Origin of the sequence: Methanosarcina sp. 2.H.T.1A.6, assembly GCF_000979455.1 — an archaeon.
Classification (GTDB): domain Archaea; phylum Halobacteriota; class Methanosarcinia; order Methanosarcinales; family Methanosarcinaceae; genus Methanosarcina.
In genome coordinates, this window is sequence record NZ_JJOY01000028.1 from 18,960 (window position 1) to 37,271 (window position 18,312).

Annotated in this window: 16 protein-coding genes; 13 read left to right on the top strand and 3 right to left on the bottom strand. The window is 43.3% G+C overall.

Features of this window, described 5'->3' with window-relative positions:
- Positions 1-6 precede the first annotated feature (6 nt).
- Complete coding sequence (locus EO98_RS07425; RefSeq protein ID WP_048137225.1) at positions 7-375, top strand: F420H2 dehydrogenase subunit FpoO; 369 nt, start codon at positions 7-9, stop codon at positions 373-375.
- A 103-nt stretch (positions 376-478) separates the two neighbouring features.
- Here the strand turns inward: EO98_RS07425 and EO98_RS07430 are convergent, their stop codons facing one another.
- The gene (locus tag EO98_RS07430; protein ID WP_048137223.1) at positions 479-1,516 is read right to left on the bottom strand and encodes a DUF3800 domain-containing protein; all 1,038 of its coding nucleotides are present in this window, start codon (positions 1,514-1,516) and stop codon (positions 479-481) included.
- 204 nt (positions 1,517-1,720) lie between these two features.
- Between EO98_RS07430 and EO98_RS07435 the strand changes: the two genes are divergently transcribed.
- The 6 genes from EO98_RS07435 to EO98_RS07460 all read left to right on the top strand — a co-directional run bounded on the left by EO98_RS07435 (position 1,721) and on the right by EO98_RS07460 (position 10,434).
- On the top strand, positions 1,721-1,960 hold the full coding sequence (locus tag EO98_RS07435) for an antitoxin VapB family protein (RefSeq protein ID WP_048137272.1): 240 nt from the start codon (positions 1,721-1,723) through the stop codon (positions 1,958-1,960).
- Positions 1,947-2,339 carry a type II toxin-antitoxin system VapC family toxin gene (locus EO98_RS07440; protein WP_048137221.1) on the top strand — a complete coding sequence of 131 codons (393 nt, stop codon included), beginning with the start codon at positions 1,947-1,949 and terminating at the stop codon, positions 2,337-2,339. The genes EO98_RS07435 and EO98_RS07440 overlap by 14 nt, the downstream gene beginning before the upstream one ends.
- Positions 2,340-2,396: 57 nt before the next feature.
- The gene (locus EO98_RS07445; RefSeq protein WP_235283440.1) at positions 2,397-2,774 is read left to right on the top strand and encodes a GNAT family N-acetyltransferase; all 378 of its coding nucleotides are present in this window, start codon (positions 2,397-2,399) and stop codon (positions 2,772-2,774) included.
- A gap of 453 nt (positions 2,775-3,227) precedes the next feature.
- Complete coding sequence (locus EO98_RS07450) at positions 3,228-4,586, top strand: nitrous oxide reductase family maturation protein NosD (protein WP_235283439.1); 1,359 nt, start codon at positions 3,228-3,230, stop codon at positions 4,584-4,586.
- A 529-nt stretch (positions 4,587-5,115) separates the two neighbouring features.
- The gene (locus EO98_RS17465; RefSeq protein ID WP_052734416.1) at positions 5,116-8,421 is read left to right on the top strand and encodes a nitrous oxide reductase family maturation protein NosD; all 3,306 of its coding nucleotides are present in this window, start codon (positions 5,116-5,118) and stop codon (positions 8,419-8,421) included.
- Positions 8,422-8,964: 543 nt separating this feature from the next.
- Positions 8,965-10,434: a WD40 repeat domain-containing protein gene (locus EO98_RS07460; RefSeq protein ID WP_235283438.1), complete on the top strand. Its 1,470-nt coding sequence runs from the start codon at positions 8,965-8,967 to the stop codon at positions 10,432-10,434.
- A gap of 238 nt (positions 10,435-10,672) precedes the next feature.
- Here the strand turns inward: EO98_RS07460 and EO98_RS07465 are convergent, their stop codons facing one another.
- On the bottom strand, positions 10,673-11,332 hold the full coding sequence (locus EO98_RS07465) for a TatD family nuclease-associated radical SAM protein (protein WP_048137217.1): 660 nt from the start codon (positions 11,330-11,332) through the stop codon (positions 10,673-10,675).
- A gap of 319 nt (positions 11,333-11,651) precedes the next feature.
- Between EO98_RS07465 and rpl7ae the strand changes: the two genes are divergently transcribed.
- From rpl7ae to EO98_RS07495, 6 genes are all read left to right on the top strand, one after another.
- The gene (gene rpl7ae, locus EO98_RS07470) at positions 11,652-12,014 is read left to right on the top strand and encodes a 50S ribosomal protein L7Ae (RefSeq protein ID WP_048137215.1); all 363 of its coding nucleotides are present in this window, start codon (positions 11,652-11,654) and stop codon (positions 12,012-12,014) included.
- 24 nt (positions 12,015-12,038) lie between these two features.
- Positions 12,039-12,260, top strand: a complete 222-nt coding sequence (locus EO98_RS07475; protein WP_048134243.1) for a 30S ribosomal protein S28e — start codon at positions 12,039-12,041, stop codon at positions 12,258-12,260.
- Between the two features lie 21 nt (positions 12,261-12,281).
- Complete coding sequence (locus EO98_RS07480) at positions 12,282-12,470, top strand: 50S ribosomal protein L24e (RefSeq protein ID WP_048134241.1); 189 nt, start codon at positions 12,282-12,284, stop codon at positions 12,468-12,470.
- Positions 12,471-12,507: 37 nt separating this feature from the next.
- The gene (gene ndk, locus EO98_RS07485) at positions 12,508-12,957 is read left to right on the top strand and encodes a nucleoside-diphosphate kinase (protein WP_048127228.1); all 450 of its coding nucleotides are present in this window, start codon (positions 12,508-12,510) and stop codon (positions 12,955-12,957) included.
- Between the two features lie 157 nt (positions 12,958-13,114).
- On the top strand, positions 13,115-14,890 hold the full coding sequence (gene infB / locus EO98_RS07490) for a translation initiation factor IF-2 (RefSeq protein WP_048137213.1): 1,776 nt from the start codon (positions 13,115-13,117) through the stop codon (positions 14,888-14,890).
- Positions 14,891-15,036: 146 nt separating this feature from the next.
- Positions 15,037-15,441: a 30S ribosomal protein S6e gene (locus EO98_RS07495; RefSeq protein ID WP_048137211.1), complete on the top strand. Its 405-nt coding sequence runs from the start codon at positions 15,037-15,039 to the stop codon at positions 15,439-15,441.
- Between the two features lie 259 nt (positions 15,442-15,700).
- Here the strand turns inward: EO98_RS07495 and EO98_RS07500 are convergent, their stop codons facing one another.
- A complete protein-coding gene (locus tag EO98_RS07500; protein ID WP_052734415.1) occupies positions 15,701-17,497 on the bottom strand; it encodes an SLC13 family permease in 1,797 nt (598 codons plus the stop codon).
- Positions 17,498-18,312 lie beyond the last annotated feature (815 nt).

The following is an 18,312-nucleotide window of genomic DNA, read 5'->3' on the forward strand; positions in this document are numbered from 1 at the left end:
TGAGAAATGACAGATTGTGATCTTTGCGGGCGTGCAATCCCGACCGTCATCCCGGTCCGGGCTATCCGCCCCCTCCTCAAATTCGCCTACCCCAACGGGGTCTGGAAAGGTCTCTGTGAGACCTGCCTCGATTCCGCCCAGAAAACTTACTTAACTGTAAACAAAAATCAGACTTCATGCAGAAAAGGCAAATGCGCCCTCTGCGGAGATAAAACCGGAGTTTTCTCCGTAGAACTGCAGGTCCCTGACTTCTCAAAGGGAGTCGTAAAAAAAGATGTGGATCTCTGCTACAGGTGCCTGAAAGCAGCCGATGAGTCTTATCTCAGGCATAAAAAAGAGCAGATTGAGCAGGAACACGCTCACAGTAAACATTGAGTAAAGCTGCTTTTACAGCGGCTTTATTTTTTTTGATAGTTGCCGGCTATTTGGTGGAGCCCGTTGATTGATTTTTTTTGTTTTGGCATGAATTATTGATTAATTAAAACCATTTTTCTAGTGTTTGTTGGTTTTTAGATCCAATTAAGCGGGAATAATAAAAGTTGTCTACTTTTAGTTTTTCTTTTCTTTGAATTTTGCCATGCAGATCAAGATAAGTGATTACTTCTTCAGGTGTCATATTGTATTTTGGAAAAAACGATACTTGGTAAGTTCGATAATAATTACTTTTGTAATAATCCCCAATCATCTGACCGTTGGGGCTCTTTTTGCGATCCAATAGTTTATGCAATGTTGGTTTGAAAAGTTCACAAACTTCTTTTTTCCTTGAATTATTTGATGAGTTGTGGATCGTTGAAAAAGTAGCTCCAAGAATCAAGTCAGTTAATTGAATAAACTGAGATTCTTCTGATTTGCTGTTTCTGTGATCTGAGTCTATGAATTCTATTTCGTTGCAGTTTATACTCAACTTGTCTATTTCAAATTCAGTTTGTTTAATTGGATGCCAGGGAAAGAATTCGTGGTGTTCTTGACTTCCTCTGTCATGAAATATAGAGTTCACAACAATATTGGAATAATCTTTAAAAAAATAATTTAAACCACTCATTAGAAGAGTTCTATAAAAGCGATTATAAATATTAAGTTCGGTTTTTCCACCGCTGCCAAATTCACTGTAATTTATGTTTGAAAGATTTATGCCAAGTATATTACAATATAACATTTTTCGATGTTTTTGACAAGCTTCCTTACTGAAGAAACTGACCCAGTCTTTTGCGATCATGAATCTTGCACTCGATCTATGAATTTCTTTGAAGTGAATTTCAGTATTGTTCTCTTTATGAAACTTACAACTTTCAGGGCAGTCTGATTCAGATGTGTTCCAATTATGGTTTTTTATACAGCGAAGATCACTCAAATTTTTCAAAACCTCTGCTTTGTAGTCTGTGGGGACAAAAAGAGCTCCTAAGTACATCCAATTTGTGTTGTCAAAGGGATCTATGCCGTTAAAAACTTCATCTGAATAAATGTCGAGTTCTATCTTTTTGGTTAAGGGCGTAAATCTTGAGCCTCCATGATTCATCAGGCTTAATTTTTTGAGTTCAATCCCTTTTAGTCTGTTAAATGTTATATGTGTTTCTTTTTGTTTGGAATTGAGGTTTTATTTTCTTCTTTGGCATTAAATGCAGGTTCAAGCAACCCGCCCCTTCATTTATTGTTCAGCTTCTTTTCAGGTACACATTTCCTATTGAAAATCTTAAATACACATACATACACAGATATTATCATGCCAACCAGAACGATCAGCATAAGCGATGAAGCCTACGAGAAACTCAAAAGCCTCAAAACCTCAGAAAAAGACAGCTTTTCTGACGTGATACTCAAGTACTATCCCAGAAAAAGAAAGCTATCTGAAGTGCTTGCAGAAATAGGCTCCAACCCCGAACTCGCTGACGCAATTGAAAAAGCTTCCAGAGATATGAGAAAAGCAGAGATGAGGGAGATTGATTTTGATGCCAGTGCTTGATACCTCATTTATTGTTGACCTCCTGAGAGGAAGAGAAGAAGCTCTCCAGAAACTGGCTGAAATGGAAGCTCAGGAAATTCCCTTAAGCACAACCGAGATTAATGTCCTTGAGCTGTACCGGGGAGCGTATCTGTCCAGAAAAACACACAAAAATCTGGAAGAAATCAAAAAGCTTCTGGAATGTTTTCAGGTTCTGGAGCTTGAAGAATCAGTCTACGAAGTCTTTGCTTCCCTTTCTGCAAATTTACTCTCAAAAGGAAGAACCATTGGGGCATTCGATGAACTCATAGCTTCTATAATATTGTGTCACGATGGAAAAATAGTTACCAGAGATAACCACTTCACAAAAGTGACAGGGCTCGAAGTGATAGTTTATTGAAAACAGGTAAAATAGGCATTTTAAAAAGAGCAGTATCTTCTCACGGATGTCGTTAAAATGGATTTCGAATCACGAAAATGGGAAAAATCCGATGCTGAAAACTTTTTCAAATATTCCAGCAATCCAAAGATCTCAGAAAATATGAGGGATGCTTTTCCCTCTACTTTGGAGGATTGCAGGAAAACCGTAGAGAGCTTTAGCTCTAATGATGAAACACAACAATGCTGCCGGGCAATTATTGTGAATGGAGAAGCTGTAGGGTGTGTCGCCTTATTCATCAAAAACGATGTATATTGTAAAAGTGCAGAAATTGCATACTGGCTTGGCGAGCCTTTTTGGGGCAGAGGAATAATGATCAGAGCAATAAAACAGCTCTGCCAGACAGCTTTTGAACAGTATGATATTATCCGGATATTTGCAGAGCCTTATGCATAAAATATCGGCTCAAGAAAGGCTCTTGAAAAAGCAGGATTTGTCTTGGAGGGCACAATGAAGAAAAGTGTTTATAAAAACGGCAGATTCTTTGATTATTGCATGTATGCTCTTGTAAAATAAATTCTTATTAGGGGCAACACACACAACTCCACTTTTTAGAGATTTTTTTTGCTTTTTTTTTCAGAGTTTTATTTATCATTTACCGAAATGTCTGATCAATTCGTTTTCTTCTCTGTTGAAAAATCTCACGATTGGTAGCCATTTTTTGTGTAAAAACAAAGAAACAGTTGATATATATAGTAATGAACTTGATAATATCATAAGAAATAATAGTCATTATGCACGGAAAGTGTCGGTTCAAAATTTATCTTATTCTAAACCGGCAGGGTTGTGTAAGCATCTGGGGGGTTAGTTCTGAAAATCATACTTATCGGAGATTGTTTTACCAGGCTAATGAGTGCAACTCTGGGTATTGCTTTGCTTCTGGTTTCTGCAGGCGTTGGGAGTGGAGAGGTCATTTATGTGGAGCCCGGAGCTTCAATTCAGGCTGCGGTAAATAACTCTACAACCGGGGATTTCGTTATTGTGAAAGCCGGGGACTATGAGGAAAATATCGTTGTCAATGTTTCGGGGGTAACGGTCACTTCGGAACCTGAAGACCCTGGTGGCGTTTTTATCAGAGTGAGGGACGAGAACTCCAGCGTATTTCAGGTTAAAGCTGATAATGTAACTATCAGCGGCTTCAACATAACCGGGTCAGGAGAGTTTTTCAGTTTTTTTGAGGCTGCCAGCTTCAGAAATTCTTTTATCTCCCGAAATTCAGGCAACCTGGGTGTAACTGATAAGCCAGAAGTGAGAACGGCTTATGGGCCCGGTTCAGGAGAGATCTTTATCTCGAGATCGACCGGGTTTGAATGTCCTCAGGCAGGAATCTGCCTTGATCAGGTTGAGAACTGTACAATCGAAAGGAACTATATTTTTGAAAATCAGTATGGAGTTTACATTCAGGGCTCAATGAACAATACCCTCTCGAACAATACTTATTTCCGAAATGGCATCTGGATTGATGAAGGGTGCAGCAAGAATATGGCAATAAACAATTCTATTGAAGAAGGAAATGTTATTATTGGCGCACACTGCTGGGATAACACAATATCCCGGAACCGGCTTTCGAACGGAGGAGGGATAGGAGTTGCGTGCTGCGGGGGAGGAAACCTCGTTTCGAACAATGAGATCTTTAATTGCAGTACAGGGATTGATTTATATGACACTCAGGCACGGACTGTTCTTCGTGACAATATGATTACGGACTGCGATTATGGGATTTACCTGATTTTAGTCTATGGTTCCACGGTATATAACAACACAATTTCGAACAGCGGCAGAGGCATTTTTTTGAGAGAAAACAGCCAGAATAATGAACTGTTCAACAACACGATAACTTCCAGCAATGAATCCGGGATCTATTTGCTGGACTACAGTACTGACAACCGCATCTATAATAATTACTTTAACAACTCTATAAATGTAAAGGCTGAAAACAGTGAAGGAAACAGCTGGAACACTACAAAAACATCTGGAACAAATATCGTGAAGGGCCCATACCTGGGCGGTAATTTCTGGGCTGACCTCAATGGAACAGGATTTTCTCAGACCGCTGAAGATTCGAATTCTGACGGGATCTGCGACCTGCCTTACAACGTCAACGGAATCGACTTTGACTATCTCCCGCTTGCCGAACCTCCTTCTTTACCTCTCTTTTTATGGTTTAATTCTACAGGAGAAATAACAAATAATACTGATAGCTGTTGATTTCGTATTTTAAACTCTTTCTTTCTTTCTTTCTTTCTTTCTTTTAATATCTTTAAACTATGATTCTCTGCCGCCTATCTTTAGAACACGTGCTTCTCTAACTTCCTATCTCTCGTAGTTTTCCAGTTGCCATTAGATAATTATATCTGCCCGTATGCTTAGCTTCTTTCATAGGGTACTGCAAAAATCCTCGCACCTGACTACGGTTAATAGCAACTCTTGATATTTTGAAATATGGATCTATTTATTATTATCACGTTGTCTAATGTATTACATTTACATAGATAAGTATTACATTCATCCAGATAAAAATACCCGGTTCAGAAAAGGGTTTTCACAGTTCCCATTTGTATTAGTTCACCGAACCTGTTTAAATTCCCCATATTCAATTCGGTCAGTATCTTACGTAGATAAAACAGCATTAAAACAATTTAAAACAGGTAAAAATCTGGCTGCTCTCAAAACAGAACTAAATGGAGCTTTGAAACAGGTTCACAAAAACATGAATGGTTCATGGGAGTGGGAATTAATGAGAGCAAACAGAATAATTATTTTAGTAGCTATTGCGCTTATCACGATTGAAGTTTACAGCTCCGCGTCCGCAAAGGAAATTACTGTAGATGACGATTCTGGAGCGGATTTCAGATCAATTCGAGAAGCAGTAACCAATTCGTCTTCTGGAGACACGATTATAGTCAGATCTGGAACCTACAGGGAAAACATTATTGTAAATGTGACCCGGCTTAAGGTCAGGTCGGAGTCAGGAAATCCTGATGTGCTGGTGGAACCTCTGGATGAAAACGAAAGCGTATTTCATATAAAAGCCGACAATGTGACTCTCAGTGGCTTTAACATAACAGGAGCTGGAGAGCCTTTCAACTATCCCTGGGGAATTATTGCCCGAAATTTTGCAGACCCTGTGAATTTACGCGGGGAATCTTCTCCGGAATACGCTCGCACTTCTGCAGCAGAGGAGATTTTTAAGACCATGGGATACGGAAACTACCGGCCTCTATGCGGAATCTACCTTGAAAACGCCAGCAATTGCGTCATTACCGAAAACGCACTTTTTGAAAACTATAGAGGAATTTACCTTGATAATGCCAGTTATAATACTATCTCGAAAAACCTGCTTTTCAATGATGGGATCTCTCTGAGCGAAGGAAGCGTGACAAATAATTTGACAGGGAACCTCATTGAAAAAGGTTACATTTTAATGGGCCCATGGTCATCGAATAATTTAATAGCCGAAAATGAAATCTCAAACGGCGGAGGGGTAAGTTTCGCCTGTTGCGGGGGAGGCGATGTAGTATCCGGAAACACGATTTCGAATTGCTCCAATGGGATCGATGCATACGATCGGGGCATAAATATTCGGAATAATACGATTACGGACTGTTTTCACGGGGTAGATATTTCTCAGGCGAGTGGAACCAGAATTCATAATAATATGATCTTGAACTGCAGCATCGGAATTAATCAAGGAGATGCCTGTTATGGTATTGAAATACTCAACAATACAATAACTTCCAGTGCAGAATGCGGGATCTCTATTCCAGATCTGGAAGGTGATGAGTGGATCTATAATAATTATTTTAACAACACTATAAACGTAAAGCTTGGAATTAGCAAAGGAAATACCTGGAACAATTCCCTTACTCCGGGTACTAACATTGTCGGGGGCCCGTATCTTGGAGGAAATTTCTGGGCAAACCCGAATGGTACGGGTTTCTCTCAGACCTCAAGGGATTTTGACCTTAACGGGATTTGTGATACAGCTTATGAGATTGATGGCCCTGAAAATATCGATTATCTACCACTTTCAACACCTCCCGAATCGGTGCCCATAACTGTTGGAGATGATGAGCAGGATGCCGATTATGATTCGATCCAGAAGGCTGTTTCGGCTGCGGAGCAGGGATCAACTATCCTTGTTTATCCGGGGACTTATGTAGAAAACGTGGCTGTGGATGTGCAGGGCCTGAAAATCTACTCCCGGTCCATCAACCCTGAAGAGGTTACAGTTCAGGCTCTTGATCCTGATGACAATATCTTCCATGTGAATGCAAACAATGTCACAATCTGCGGGTTTACGGTGAAAGGCACAGGCATGAAATCCGGAGGGAAAGCGGGAATATACTTAGACTCCGTTTACGGGTGCGGGTTATGCAACAACAGTGTGACCGGAAATGCCCTCGGTATCGTCCTTCAGTCTTCAAGCAATAATATCCTCACCAAAAACAGTGCAGGGATCAACGGGAATTCCGGAATATACCTAAACTTTTCAGATAACAACCTTTTGATTAATAATACTGCATACAATGCGAACTCTTCTTCAGGACCTGCTATTTATCTGTCGAATTCGGGCTCAAATATCCTCCGCGATAATGAGATTCTGGCTAGTTTCTGTGGAATCTTAATGGAGGCTTCGGAGAATAATACAATCATCCGTAACAGCCTCAGGGAAAATACGGACTGCGGAATTCTGCTGTCTGATTCCAATAGCAACAGGCTGTATGACAATTATTTCAACAATTCAATAGATGTAAAGCTGGAAAAGAGCGGAAACAATACCTGGAACACGGAAAGAACCCGGGGAACGAATTTTATGGGGGGTCCATATCTTGGCGGCAATTTCTGGGCAAAACCTGATGGTAGCGGCTTTTCGGAAACTGCTGAAGATTCCAATATTGATGGAATTAGCGATTCTGCTTACAATATCGAAAATACAGGCATAATTGATGCCCTTCCTCTTGCAAGAGCTCCCGGACCTGTATTGCTTATAAAGAACAGTTCTCCTTTTGCGGATTTTCTCACGATTCAGGATGCTGTGGACTCCGCAGTTCCGGGAAGTACTGTTCTTGTCTATCCCGGTGCTTATGAAGAAAATGTCCTTCTGGATGTGGACAACATAAGCCTTGTTTCGGAATCGGCGGATCCCAGGAGCACAATTATCAGGGCTTCCAATACAACCGAACCCGTGATTAAAGTGACTTCAAAAGGCGTTATGATTTCGGGATTTTACATATCCGGACCATATTCTATATGGAAAGAAGCAGCAGGGATCTACCTGTACAACACTTCCGAAAACACCATTAAGAGCAATATTGTCTCCGAATACCTTTATGGGGTGTATCTGGTTTCTTCCGACCGGAACAACATTATAAACAACAATGTCGAAAACAACCAGAGGGGATTATACCTTAAAAATTCGGAAACTAATTTACTGAACAACAATACGGTTTTAACCAATATTGAAGGTATTGTTTTGGATAATTCAGGTAATAATTCCCTTAAAAATAATACCGTATACCAGAACGAATATCAGGGAATCTACATTTATTCCGGAGACTATGGTTTTGCAGATTCAAATCTGATCAGAGATAACCTTATTTCCGAAAACGATTATGGGATTTACACATCTTTCTCTGAGAACAATACAGTGAGGAACAACACCATAAATCTCAATGACATGGGAATTCTCCTCTCTCATTCGAGTGATAATCTATTCAGGGACAATCTGATAGAATCAAACAGGAATTTCGGGCTTTACATGGCTGCGGGCAGTAACAATACTTTCTATAACAACCTTTTCAACAACACCCTGAACCTGGAATCAGCCTATGGGAATAAGGATATTAGCTGGAACACTACAAAAACTTCAGGAAAGAACATCGCAGGTGGACCCAGCATAGGGGGCAATTTATGGGCAAAACCCGATGGTACGGGGTTCAGCCAGAACTGTACGGACCTGGACGAGGACGGGATCTGTGATCTTCCCTATGAAGTCAATGAGAGCGAATTTGACTATCTCCCTCTGTTCCTCCCGAATTGAGATTCGGGATCGCAGGAAATCGGAGATTTCCTGGGAGTTGCGATGTAATCGCAACAGTACGCAGTCCTTTTCGCTGCGCTCAAGAGGACTTATTTATGGACAAGTAACATTACTTTTTGCTGCGCTCAAGCAGACTAATTTATGGATTTTAGCAGTGAGATTCACTCGGATGACTAAATTACAGAGCCTTCTACCCATACAACCTTATTCACTATCTTGTGCCGTTTCTGTCACGCTCAACGCAGGAGAGCGGTCTTTCCCAAAAAGACCGAAAGAAAAAGAAAGAGTAAAATGAGAAAAAAGCCAGAAAGTAAAAACAGCTGAGGACACCTCTAAGAAACAGTAGATAGAAATAATCGGGGAAACTGATAACTTTCTGTTTTTTTCTGTTTCTTTCTCTTTTTTCCTGTTTCTTTCTCTTTTTTCCTGTTTCTTTCTCTTTTTTCTGGTTTCCCTGTTTAACTTACTGTAACAAAAAATTCATGTGCAATAAAGTACTTCATTATAAATTATATGAAACATTCATCGGGAATATGGTTATTTTTGGCACTGGGTCTGTTTTTCGGTCTTCTTTCGGGGGCGGAAGCTGCAGATCCTCTTGTTCGGGATAGCGGGGACGTGGACCTTTCGGAACTCAAGGCTTTTGATCTGTTAAGCAGATGTGAAACCGGTTGTATAGTAAATGACGTATCAATTTCTTCTACAGGGGACTATCTTGTAGCTGGCGGTTTTGATCACAAAGTTTCTTTTTTTAATTCTAAAGGGACACAACTTTGGAATTATACTACTGATGATATTGTTTATACAGTATCACTTTCCTCAGATGGGGCTCGAGTTGCGGTGGGAAGCAACGATAAAAAAGTGTACCTTTTTAACCGGGAAGGTGAGCTGTTATGGAGTCGCAAAACAGGAGGCAGTCTCAATAGTGTAGCGATTTCTTCCGATGGCATGTACATCGCAGCAGGCAGTGAAGACGGTAAGATTTATTTCCTAAACAGGGACGGTAAACTTTTATGGAGTTTTGATTCCAGAGGTGCTGTCCGCAGTGTTGCTATTTCCATAGATGGGTCTTACGTGACAGTTGGAAATGCTAACAATTACGTCTACCTCCTTGATATGGAGGGAAAAACTATATGGGAAAGAAAAACCGGAAGTTTGATTAATAGCGTAAGCATGACGCCTTCTGCTTACTATGTGGCTGCCGGGGGATCTAACTATAACGTTTATCTTTTTGACCGTAAAGGGGAGTTTTCATGGGTGCACAAACCGGGTTACTGGGTCAGCAGTGTCTCTTTAACAACAAATGGCTCGCATCTTGCGGCAGGAAGTTTTGACGACAAGATTTACCTGTTTAACCTCACCGGAGCAAAACTCTGGGATTACCAGGTAAAAGATGATGTCTATGCTGTAGAGATATCCCCCGACTCCTCATTCATTGCAGCCGGAAGCTGGGACGATAACCTCTATGTCCTTAATATGGACGGGGAAGAACTCTGGAACTACAACTGCGAAGGAAATATTAACAGCCTGGATGTTTCTCGCGACAGTTCAACCATTGCTGTCGGGAGTGATGCAGAAGCAGTATATCTTTTTGAACGAAATCTCACTGCTTTTGCCCTGCTGCTCGGGGACGAAAGCTTCCTGCCAAAAGAAACTATCACGGAGACAGATGCCGTTCTTGCAGAAGAAGTCCTCCAGCCCATAAAAGAAGATACTGCAGCTACAGGGGGCGTTGAAAATCGGGTTGAAGACGCTTCAGCTACCTCAAGCGGCGTGGACGGGAATACGAAAACCGGAGAAGATTCGGATTTAGTGGAGTTACCTTCTGAAGAAAGTTCTTTAAAGGTTTTGGAAATGTTTGGTTCAGTAAAGTTTCTTTTTGCTCTTCTAATTGGAGCTCTGGCAGGTACAGTCTTCTTTTTGAAAAGGAGAATCCTCAAACAAAAGGAACTGGATGAGAGCCTTGAGGACTTTGAAAACCTTGAAGAAAACGATACACCAGGGAATAACTGAGAAAATCCGGAAAGGGGGGATAACTCCGGAAATAGGGAGTTTCCCCAAAAACAGGATATGCCCGGGGATAAATATGACTGTGAATAGGCTGTGAGCAAATACCATTCTTATATAACTGTGAATGGGCTGTGAGGAAGACAGAGGTGACTGTAAATAGGCCGTGAGTGAAATACCATTCTTATTACTGTGAGTATATACAATTTTTATGATAAGGAACCCGGATTTTCTTCAGGGCTTTTTAATTTTTTCCCCCGATTTCTTTACTTGCAGCCTCGGACAGTGTCCTGATGTGGAAGTCCGAACCAAGTTCCTCTGAAAGCTTTCTGCATTTTTCCACATCAATCTCGGGTATCTTAACCACTGTAACCCTGGTAGAGATTCCGGCTTCTTTTGCTCCCTTTACAAAATCGAGCACTGATCTGTAAGCGTTTTTGTGGACCGGTCTGCAGAGCTTGTTATATTTTTCTTCGGATTCTGCGTTCAAGCTGACTGAAATAGAATCCATGCCTGCCTTTTTCAATTCTGAAACTACGTCCAGTTCGGGATTAATCAACGCAGCATGCCCGTTGGTATCGAGCCTTACCCTTATACCCCGGTTTTTAAGCCAGCGGGTGACTGCCAGCACCACATCGAACCTGAGGGTTGGCTCTCCAAGACCTGTAAACACGATTTCCTTATAGTTTGAAAGGTCCAGCCCTTCAAGGGCTTCGATTAGCTCTTCTGTTGATGGTTCTTTTGAAAGCCTCAAGTCATACCCATAAACGCCGTCTGCAAAGTTGCGGATGCAGAAGACACAGTCCGCACTGCATCGGTTTGTAAGGTTGAGGTAAAGATTATTATGGGCTTCATAATAGATTGTGTTCATACAAATCAAAATCCTTACATCCCTTATAACCATGACGCATTTGTTAATTTTCTTTAATTTTTGACTTATGGGCTGAGGCTTTCCTTATATATTCCGTTTTTTGCTGATTTATCCCCGTATCTGTCTTTTGCCCTCCTTATCAAGCAGAAAGTTTATAGGTGATTATGTACTTCTAAGGTTCAATCTGCAGCATTTAGCTAGCAGTATCTATGTTTCAACTCATTTACTCTCTGCATTGAAGGATTTCAGGTTCTTTTTTAGGGATTTGAATTTTCAATGTTGACAGATATGTGTTAAAAACCTATGATTGATGAAAAATTGCGAGATCCGCAATTTCGAAGGAGAAATTTAAATGGCACGATTCGCTAAATTCGATGTTCCTGAAGAACTTACAAACAAAGCACTTGAAGCTCTGGAGCTTGCCAGAGACACTGGAAAGATTAAAAAAGGTACAAATGAAGCTACCAAAGCAATCGAAAGAGGCAATGCAAAGCTTGTCCTGATTGCCGAAGATATCGAGCCTGCAGAGATTATCGCTCATATCGCCCCTCTTTCCGAAGAGAAGAACGCTCCCTATATCTTCATCAAGAACCAGAAAGAACTTGGCGCAGCCAGCGGACTTGGTGTCTCCTGTGCTACCGTAGCAATTGTGGATGCAGGGAAAGCAGCTGAAATGATTCAGGACATTTCTCAGAAACTTGAAGCTCTTAAATAATCCTGATAACATGGGGTGCTGAATATGGCTGAAGAAAGCACAATCGGCGGTTTTGCTGCCGAAGTTATTGACGTTATCGGGAATACAGGTATGCATGGTGAAGCCAGCCAGATCCAGTGCAGGGTTCTGGAAGGCAGAGATAAGGGTCGAGTAATCACAAGAAACTGTGTGGGCCCTATCCGCATCGGCGACATTATGATGCTTCTGGAAACGTCAAGAGAAGCAAAGAAACTGACTACCAGGTAAAAAGATACGCGGTGAAAATAAATGGAACAGAGAAAATGCTATTTTTGCGGGCAGATGCTGGAGCCTGGTACCGGTAAACTCTATGTCAAAAAAGACGGCTCTACCTATTTCCTGTGCTCTTCCAAGTGCGTGAGCAACTTCGCCCTTGGCAGGCTTCCGCGCCGCACCGAATGGACTGAGAAAGGCAAAATCCAGTTGAAAAAAGCATAACTGCCGTCATTAGTTCAAAGTATAGTAAGGTGTGCATATGGAACAGACATACGTTATGGTGAAACCTGACGGAGTCCAGCGCGGGCTAGTCGGAGAGGTTATCTCCAGAATCGAAAAGAGAGGCTTAAAGCTTGTCGCTCTCAGAATGAACGTCATTGCTGAAGCCACTGCAAAAGAGCACTACGGCGAACACGCAGCAAGGCCCTTTTTCCCCTCCCTTATCGAGTTCATTACCTCCGGTCCTTCCGTCTCAATGGTAGTTGCCGGAAAGGATGCAGTTAAGGTTATGAGAGCAATAAACGGGGCTACAAACCCTGTTGATGCGGCTCCAGGAACTATCCGTGGAGACTTTGCTCTGGATGTAGGCAGGAACGTGGTTCACGCCTCCGATTCACCCGAAGCTGCAGCAAGGGAAATTGCAATTCACTTCAAGGACTCCGAAATCGGGAAGTATTCCAGAGTCGATGAGGTCTGTCTGTACGAGTAATGCAGGTGCACCAAAGCCTTTTCGTGTCCATGAATTTTTTCGGGCACGATTCCAAGCCTTTGTTTATCAGGCACCTGCAAAATGGGTCCTTCCGGGGAAACCCGGGCCCTTCTGGACCTGCAGCAAATAAGACGCGGGAATGAGAGAGGTTTTGTATATGACCGACAAGAAAAATCTTAGGACTCCTATAGTCTGCGTGATGGGGCACGTCGATCACGGGAAAACCACTCTGCTCGACAAGATCAGGGGTACTGCAATTGTCAGTGGAGAAGCCGGGGCCATCACCCAGCATATCGGAGCAACCGAAGTCCCTATAGACGTGATTGTCAACAAGCTCGGAGACCCAAGGCTAAGGGACCGCTTCATGGTGCCAGGTCTTCTTTTTATTGATACTCCGGGACACCATGCCTTTACAACTCTCAGGAGCAGAGGAGGCGCCCTTGCCGACCTTGCTATTGTTGTTGTTGACATAAACGAAGGCTTTAAACCCCAGACCTACGAAAGCCTGCAGATCTTAAAAAGGTTCAAAACTCCTTTTGTTGTCGTTGCTAACAAGATCGACAGGGTCGGCGGCTGGGTTTCATACAAGAACATGCCTTTTGCAGCTACTTTCAAAAAGCAGTCTGGCGATGTCCAGGCACGGATTGAAACAAAGCTCTACGAGGTAATAGGTGAACTCTATAACCAGGGCTTTGCTGCAGAACGTTATGACCGGGTCACGAACTTCCAGAACACTCTGGGCGTAGTCCCTGTAAGTGCTTTTACTGGAGAAGGCATCCCTGATGTCCTCATGGTGCTTTTAGGCCTTGCTCAGAGATTCCTTGAGGCAAACCTGCAGTACAGTGCCACAGGCCCGGGAATCGGGACCGTCCTTGAGGTAAAGGAAGAAAAAGGTCTCGGAGCAACCCTTGACGTTATTCTCTACGATGGCACATTAAAGAAAGGGGATACGGTTGTTATCGGAAGCCTGGGCGAGCCGATCCAGACAAAGGTAAGGGCTCTTTTAAAGCCAAGGGAACTTTCCGAAATCCGTTACGAGAGCAAGTTCCAGCAGGTGAATAAGATCACTGCCGCGGCTGGTGTGAAGATCTCTGCTCCTGGCCTGGAAGGCGCACTTGCGGGCGCTCCCATAAGGGTTGCAACGGAAGAAAACCTTGAGGAAATCGTAGCCCAGGTAAAGTCCGAGATCGATGAGGTCAGGATTGATACGGGCTCCGTTGGAATTCTGATTAAAGCAGATACCCTCGGCTCCCTTGAAGCCCTTGTCCACGAGTTCCAGAAGGATGAAGTCCTTATCAGGAAAGCTGAAGTAGGAGACATCTCTCACAGGGACGCGATTGAGGCTTCAACAGTTGAAGATCCCCTCTATTCTGTGCTTGTAGGTTTCAATGTTAAGGTTCACCCTGATGCCAGAGAGTTCCTGCAGGAAAGCACTGTAAAGGTATTCACAAGTGACGTGATCTACCGTCTGGTTGAAGATTACCAGAAATACGTGAAGGAACAGAAGGAACTGGCTGAAAAGAAGATTTTCGAAACGATTATTCGCCCCGGAAAGTTCAAGATCCTTCCCGGATGCGTGTTCCGCCAGAGCAAACCTGCCGTAGTCGGGGTAAGGGTTCTTGGAGGAGTCGTGCGGACAAATGCAGATGTCATGCTTGAAAACGGAAACGTTGTGGGCAAGATCAAGGGTCTGCAGTCCGATGGAGAAAATATTCCTTCTGCAAGGGTAGGCAAAGAAGTTGCAATGGCTATTGACGGTGCAACCGTAGGCAGGCAGATCAAAGAAGGAGACGTGCTTTATATGAACGTGCCTGAAAGGCATGCCAAAGTACTGGAGCACGAGATCTACAATTCCCTTTCAACCGATGAAAAGGAAACTTTTGATATTTTCCTTGAACTCAAAAGAAAAGATAATCCTTTCTGGGCAAAGTAACGGCTGATATGCAGGGCAGCAGCATATTCAGGATGCAGCAAGGATTCAATTAAAGAGTCAGGTAAAAAAAGTCAGGTAAATATTCTGATAATGAAGGCAAGGCAAAGAAATTATTATTACAGATAAATCTGATAGGAGGATTTCACATGGCAAATTTCAAAGTTGTAGTTTCTGACCCAAAAGAAGCGCGTGCTTACCAGATCGACGTTAAAGACGCTGAAGCAAACGCATTAATTGGAAAATCAATCGGTGAAGTTGTTGACGGTGCCATTTTCGGGCTCGCCGGCTACAAAGTCAAGATCACTGGCGGCTGCGACGGCAGCGGTTTTGTTATGAAACCGGACCTTCCAGGCCCCAGAAGACAGAGAATTCTGCTGGCCGTAGGTGTCGGCTATGTCCCCAAACACCCGGGACAGCGCAGGAGAAAGATGATGCGCGGCAAGGAAATTGCCCATGACATCGTCCAGGTCAACGCCAAGATCGTTGAATATGGGGACAAATCCATAAAAGCCCTTCTCGGCCTTGAAACCGTAGAAGCCCCTGCAGAGTGATTTCAAGTTCCGCCTTCGGGCGGGATTTAAAATACTCTTTGATTTTTCTTTCATCTATTTTGATTTCAGATTCTTTTTGCATCACTATTTATTTTTTCGAGTTCACTGATTTTATTTCAGAGACTTTGAGTTTTTGCATTAAACATAGTGATAGTCCGGTTCTCACTTTTACCCCTCCTGAATAAATTTAAGCACTTAAAAGAAAAGTACTTTCAGTCAACTCCTCCAGTTTTTCCAAATCTCAGCTACCGCAACAATATCAGAACTCGTATATGAGTGGGGTTAGCAGGATTACGACCAGGCTCACCAGAATTGTGAGAGGCAGTCCTACTTTTATGTAATCTCCTGTAGTGTATCCTCCTGGCTCGAAGACCATGAGGTTGGTCTGGTACCCGGCGGGGTTGAGGAACGAATAACTCGTCCCGAGCATAAGGGCAACTGCGAACGGCATGAAGCTGCTACCTATGTCCCCTGCAATTGAGACCGCAATCGGGAACATGAAGGCGGCTGCTGCGGCATTTGTGATGATGTTTGTCATCAGGACACAGCTAACGAAGACAACTGTAAGTGCCACATACGGGTCGTTGCCCCCAAAGGCCGAGACCAGGCTGCCGATTACGTCTGCAAGCCCGCTTTCCGTAACCGCCGCCTCAAGCCCGACAGCGCATCCGAGCACCACGATTGTGTTCCATTCAATGCTCTTAGTCGCTCTCCTTATGCTCATGCACCCGGTTGCAAGCATCGCAAAGGTTGCCAGAAGCGCAGCGTTGAGGATCGTAAGCAGGCCGAGTGCAGCCGATGTAACCATTGCCGCCGTAATTACAATTGCGGCGATAGCGCGGTCCGTCCTCTTTACACGGTAACCTCTCAGGCGCTTAATAAGGATAAACTCGATTTCGTTCCGGTTGTGGTAGAAAAACGAGTCTTCAACCTCAATCACGGCATTATCTCCAGGCTTGATACGCACCTTCCTGAGGGGAACTGCTGGAGGCTCTCCTCCCCGGGAAATTGCCACAATCGCTGCATTGTAAGGTTCTCCGGTCTCCGGGAGGTCTTCTATGGTGCGCCCGACAACTGAACTCTGGGGAGATACGACTACTTCCACAAGGCGGTGGCGGTACCTCTCGCCCTGCATCAGGGAAAGCGTGTTGAGGGGGGTAAGCCCTATGGTTGCCCAGAGCGCAGGCAGCCCTTCGGCATCAGTGGTAAAGGTAAGGATGTCTCCTTTCCTGAGCACGAGGCCAGGTTCTATCGGGGGCTTTTCTTTCTTCCCCCGGCGGACCAAATTCAGGGAATATCCCGTCGGGGCAGCAAAACCGACATTCTCCAGGGTCTTTCCTGCGAGGTAGGAATCTACATCGATAAAGAACTCAGCCCTGTAGAGGCGCCGTTTTATCTCCTCCTTTTTCCCTGCATCATGCGCCGGAAGAAGTTTTGTGCCGATGAAGAGGAGGAAGACTATGCCGATGATAGCTGCAGGAAGCCCCACGACAGTCGGAACGAAGATGGTGATCCTTTCCATCACGGGTGTTCCCGGGTCGTTTTTTGTAATCTGCTCGATTACGAGACCTGCGATAATCAGGTTTGTGGAGGTACCTATAAGGGTTGAAGCGCCCCCGAGTATGGATGCGTAGCTTAAGGGGATGTAGATTTTTGAGGAGTCAAGGCCTGTGGTCCTAGAGAGGTCGCGGATCACAGGGATCATCATGGCAACGAGCGGGGTGTTGTTTAGAAACGCACTCCCTAATGCCACGGGAGGTAGAATCTTGAGCTGGCCGCTGAGAAGCGATTTTGGCATTCCCACAATGCGGTCCGAGATCATTGTGATGGCCCCGGTGGAGTACATCCCCTCGGCAATCATGAAAAGTACGGCAACGGTCAGCACACCCTGATTGGAAAAGCCTTTCAATAATTCTTCTACCGGGGCAAGTCCGAACGTTATTGCAGCGGTGAGGGCTCCCAGGAAGATCACGTGCGCCGGCAATTTGGAAAATAAGAGTAGTGCAAAAGTAATTGCCAGAATCCCTACTGTAATCCAGGCATCAGCTGTCATCATAATTTGCCCACCCTCCGGTTCACTCCTCCCTCAGAAAATGATACCTTCCGGGATTACAGCCAACTCCTACTGTCTCTGCCTATCCCGAACTATTATTATAGTCACACTATTATATTAGTATGCGCTTTACATTTTTCAGGCCATTTTTCCGCGGGTATGTACCTTACGGGCTTAAAAATACCTGCTATAATATCCGGTATCCAGCAGGGTTAAGATGCCTTCTACTGGAAAGATAGTATTTTCTCTATTGTTTTGAGTAGAGCTGTTTAACTTTAAGGCGGGAAGTCCCCTTCCTCGCTTTCATTAGAAAGCAGGGAGGGGTAGTTCACGTTGCCTGTGGCATTAACATCTGCTATTCGTTTCAACTCCATAAACTATTTTTTTCAAAAACTACTTTTACTACGTCCTATATAAGTTTTCTATCCAGATCATCAAACTATAACAAAATATACTTGAGTTATATTTCTATTTTTTAGTATTATTTATTTGTATTAAAATTGGTTTGATATATTGGACAGAAATCATATATAGGTGCTAACTTCAGTGCTATATGAAGACTTTTTGAGATTTTATGTCTAATGTCCAATTAATTTGGGCAATATTCATTTTGATGAAATGGACATAAAGCAATTATAAAAGGTCCACAAACATATTGAGTTCGAACATTGTGAAAAAACTGAGTTTGATTCAGCGCAATCTATCAGGAAGAGCCGAATCTTCTGAATATTTACCCTAAGGCAAAACCGCTTTGACTTTAACTTTAACTGTGCTTAAAGTTCGCTGGCTTTGCTTTTGGGAGACATACAGGATAAATA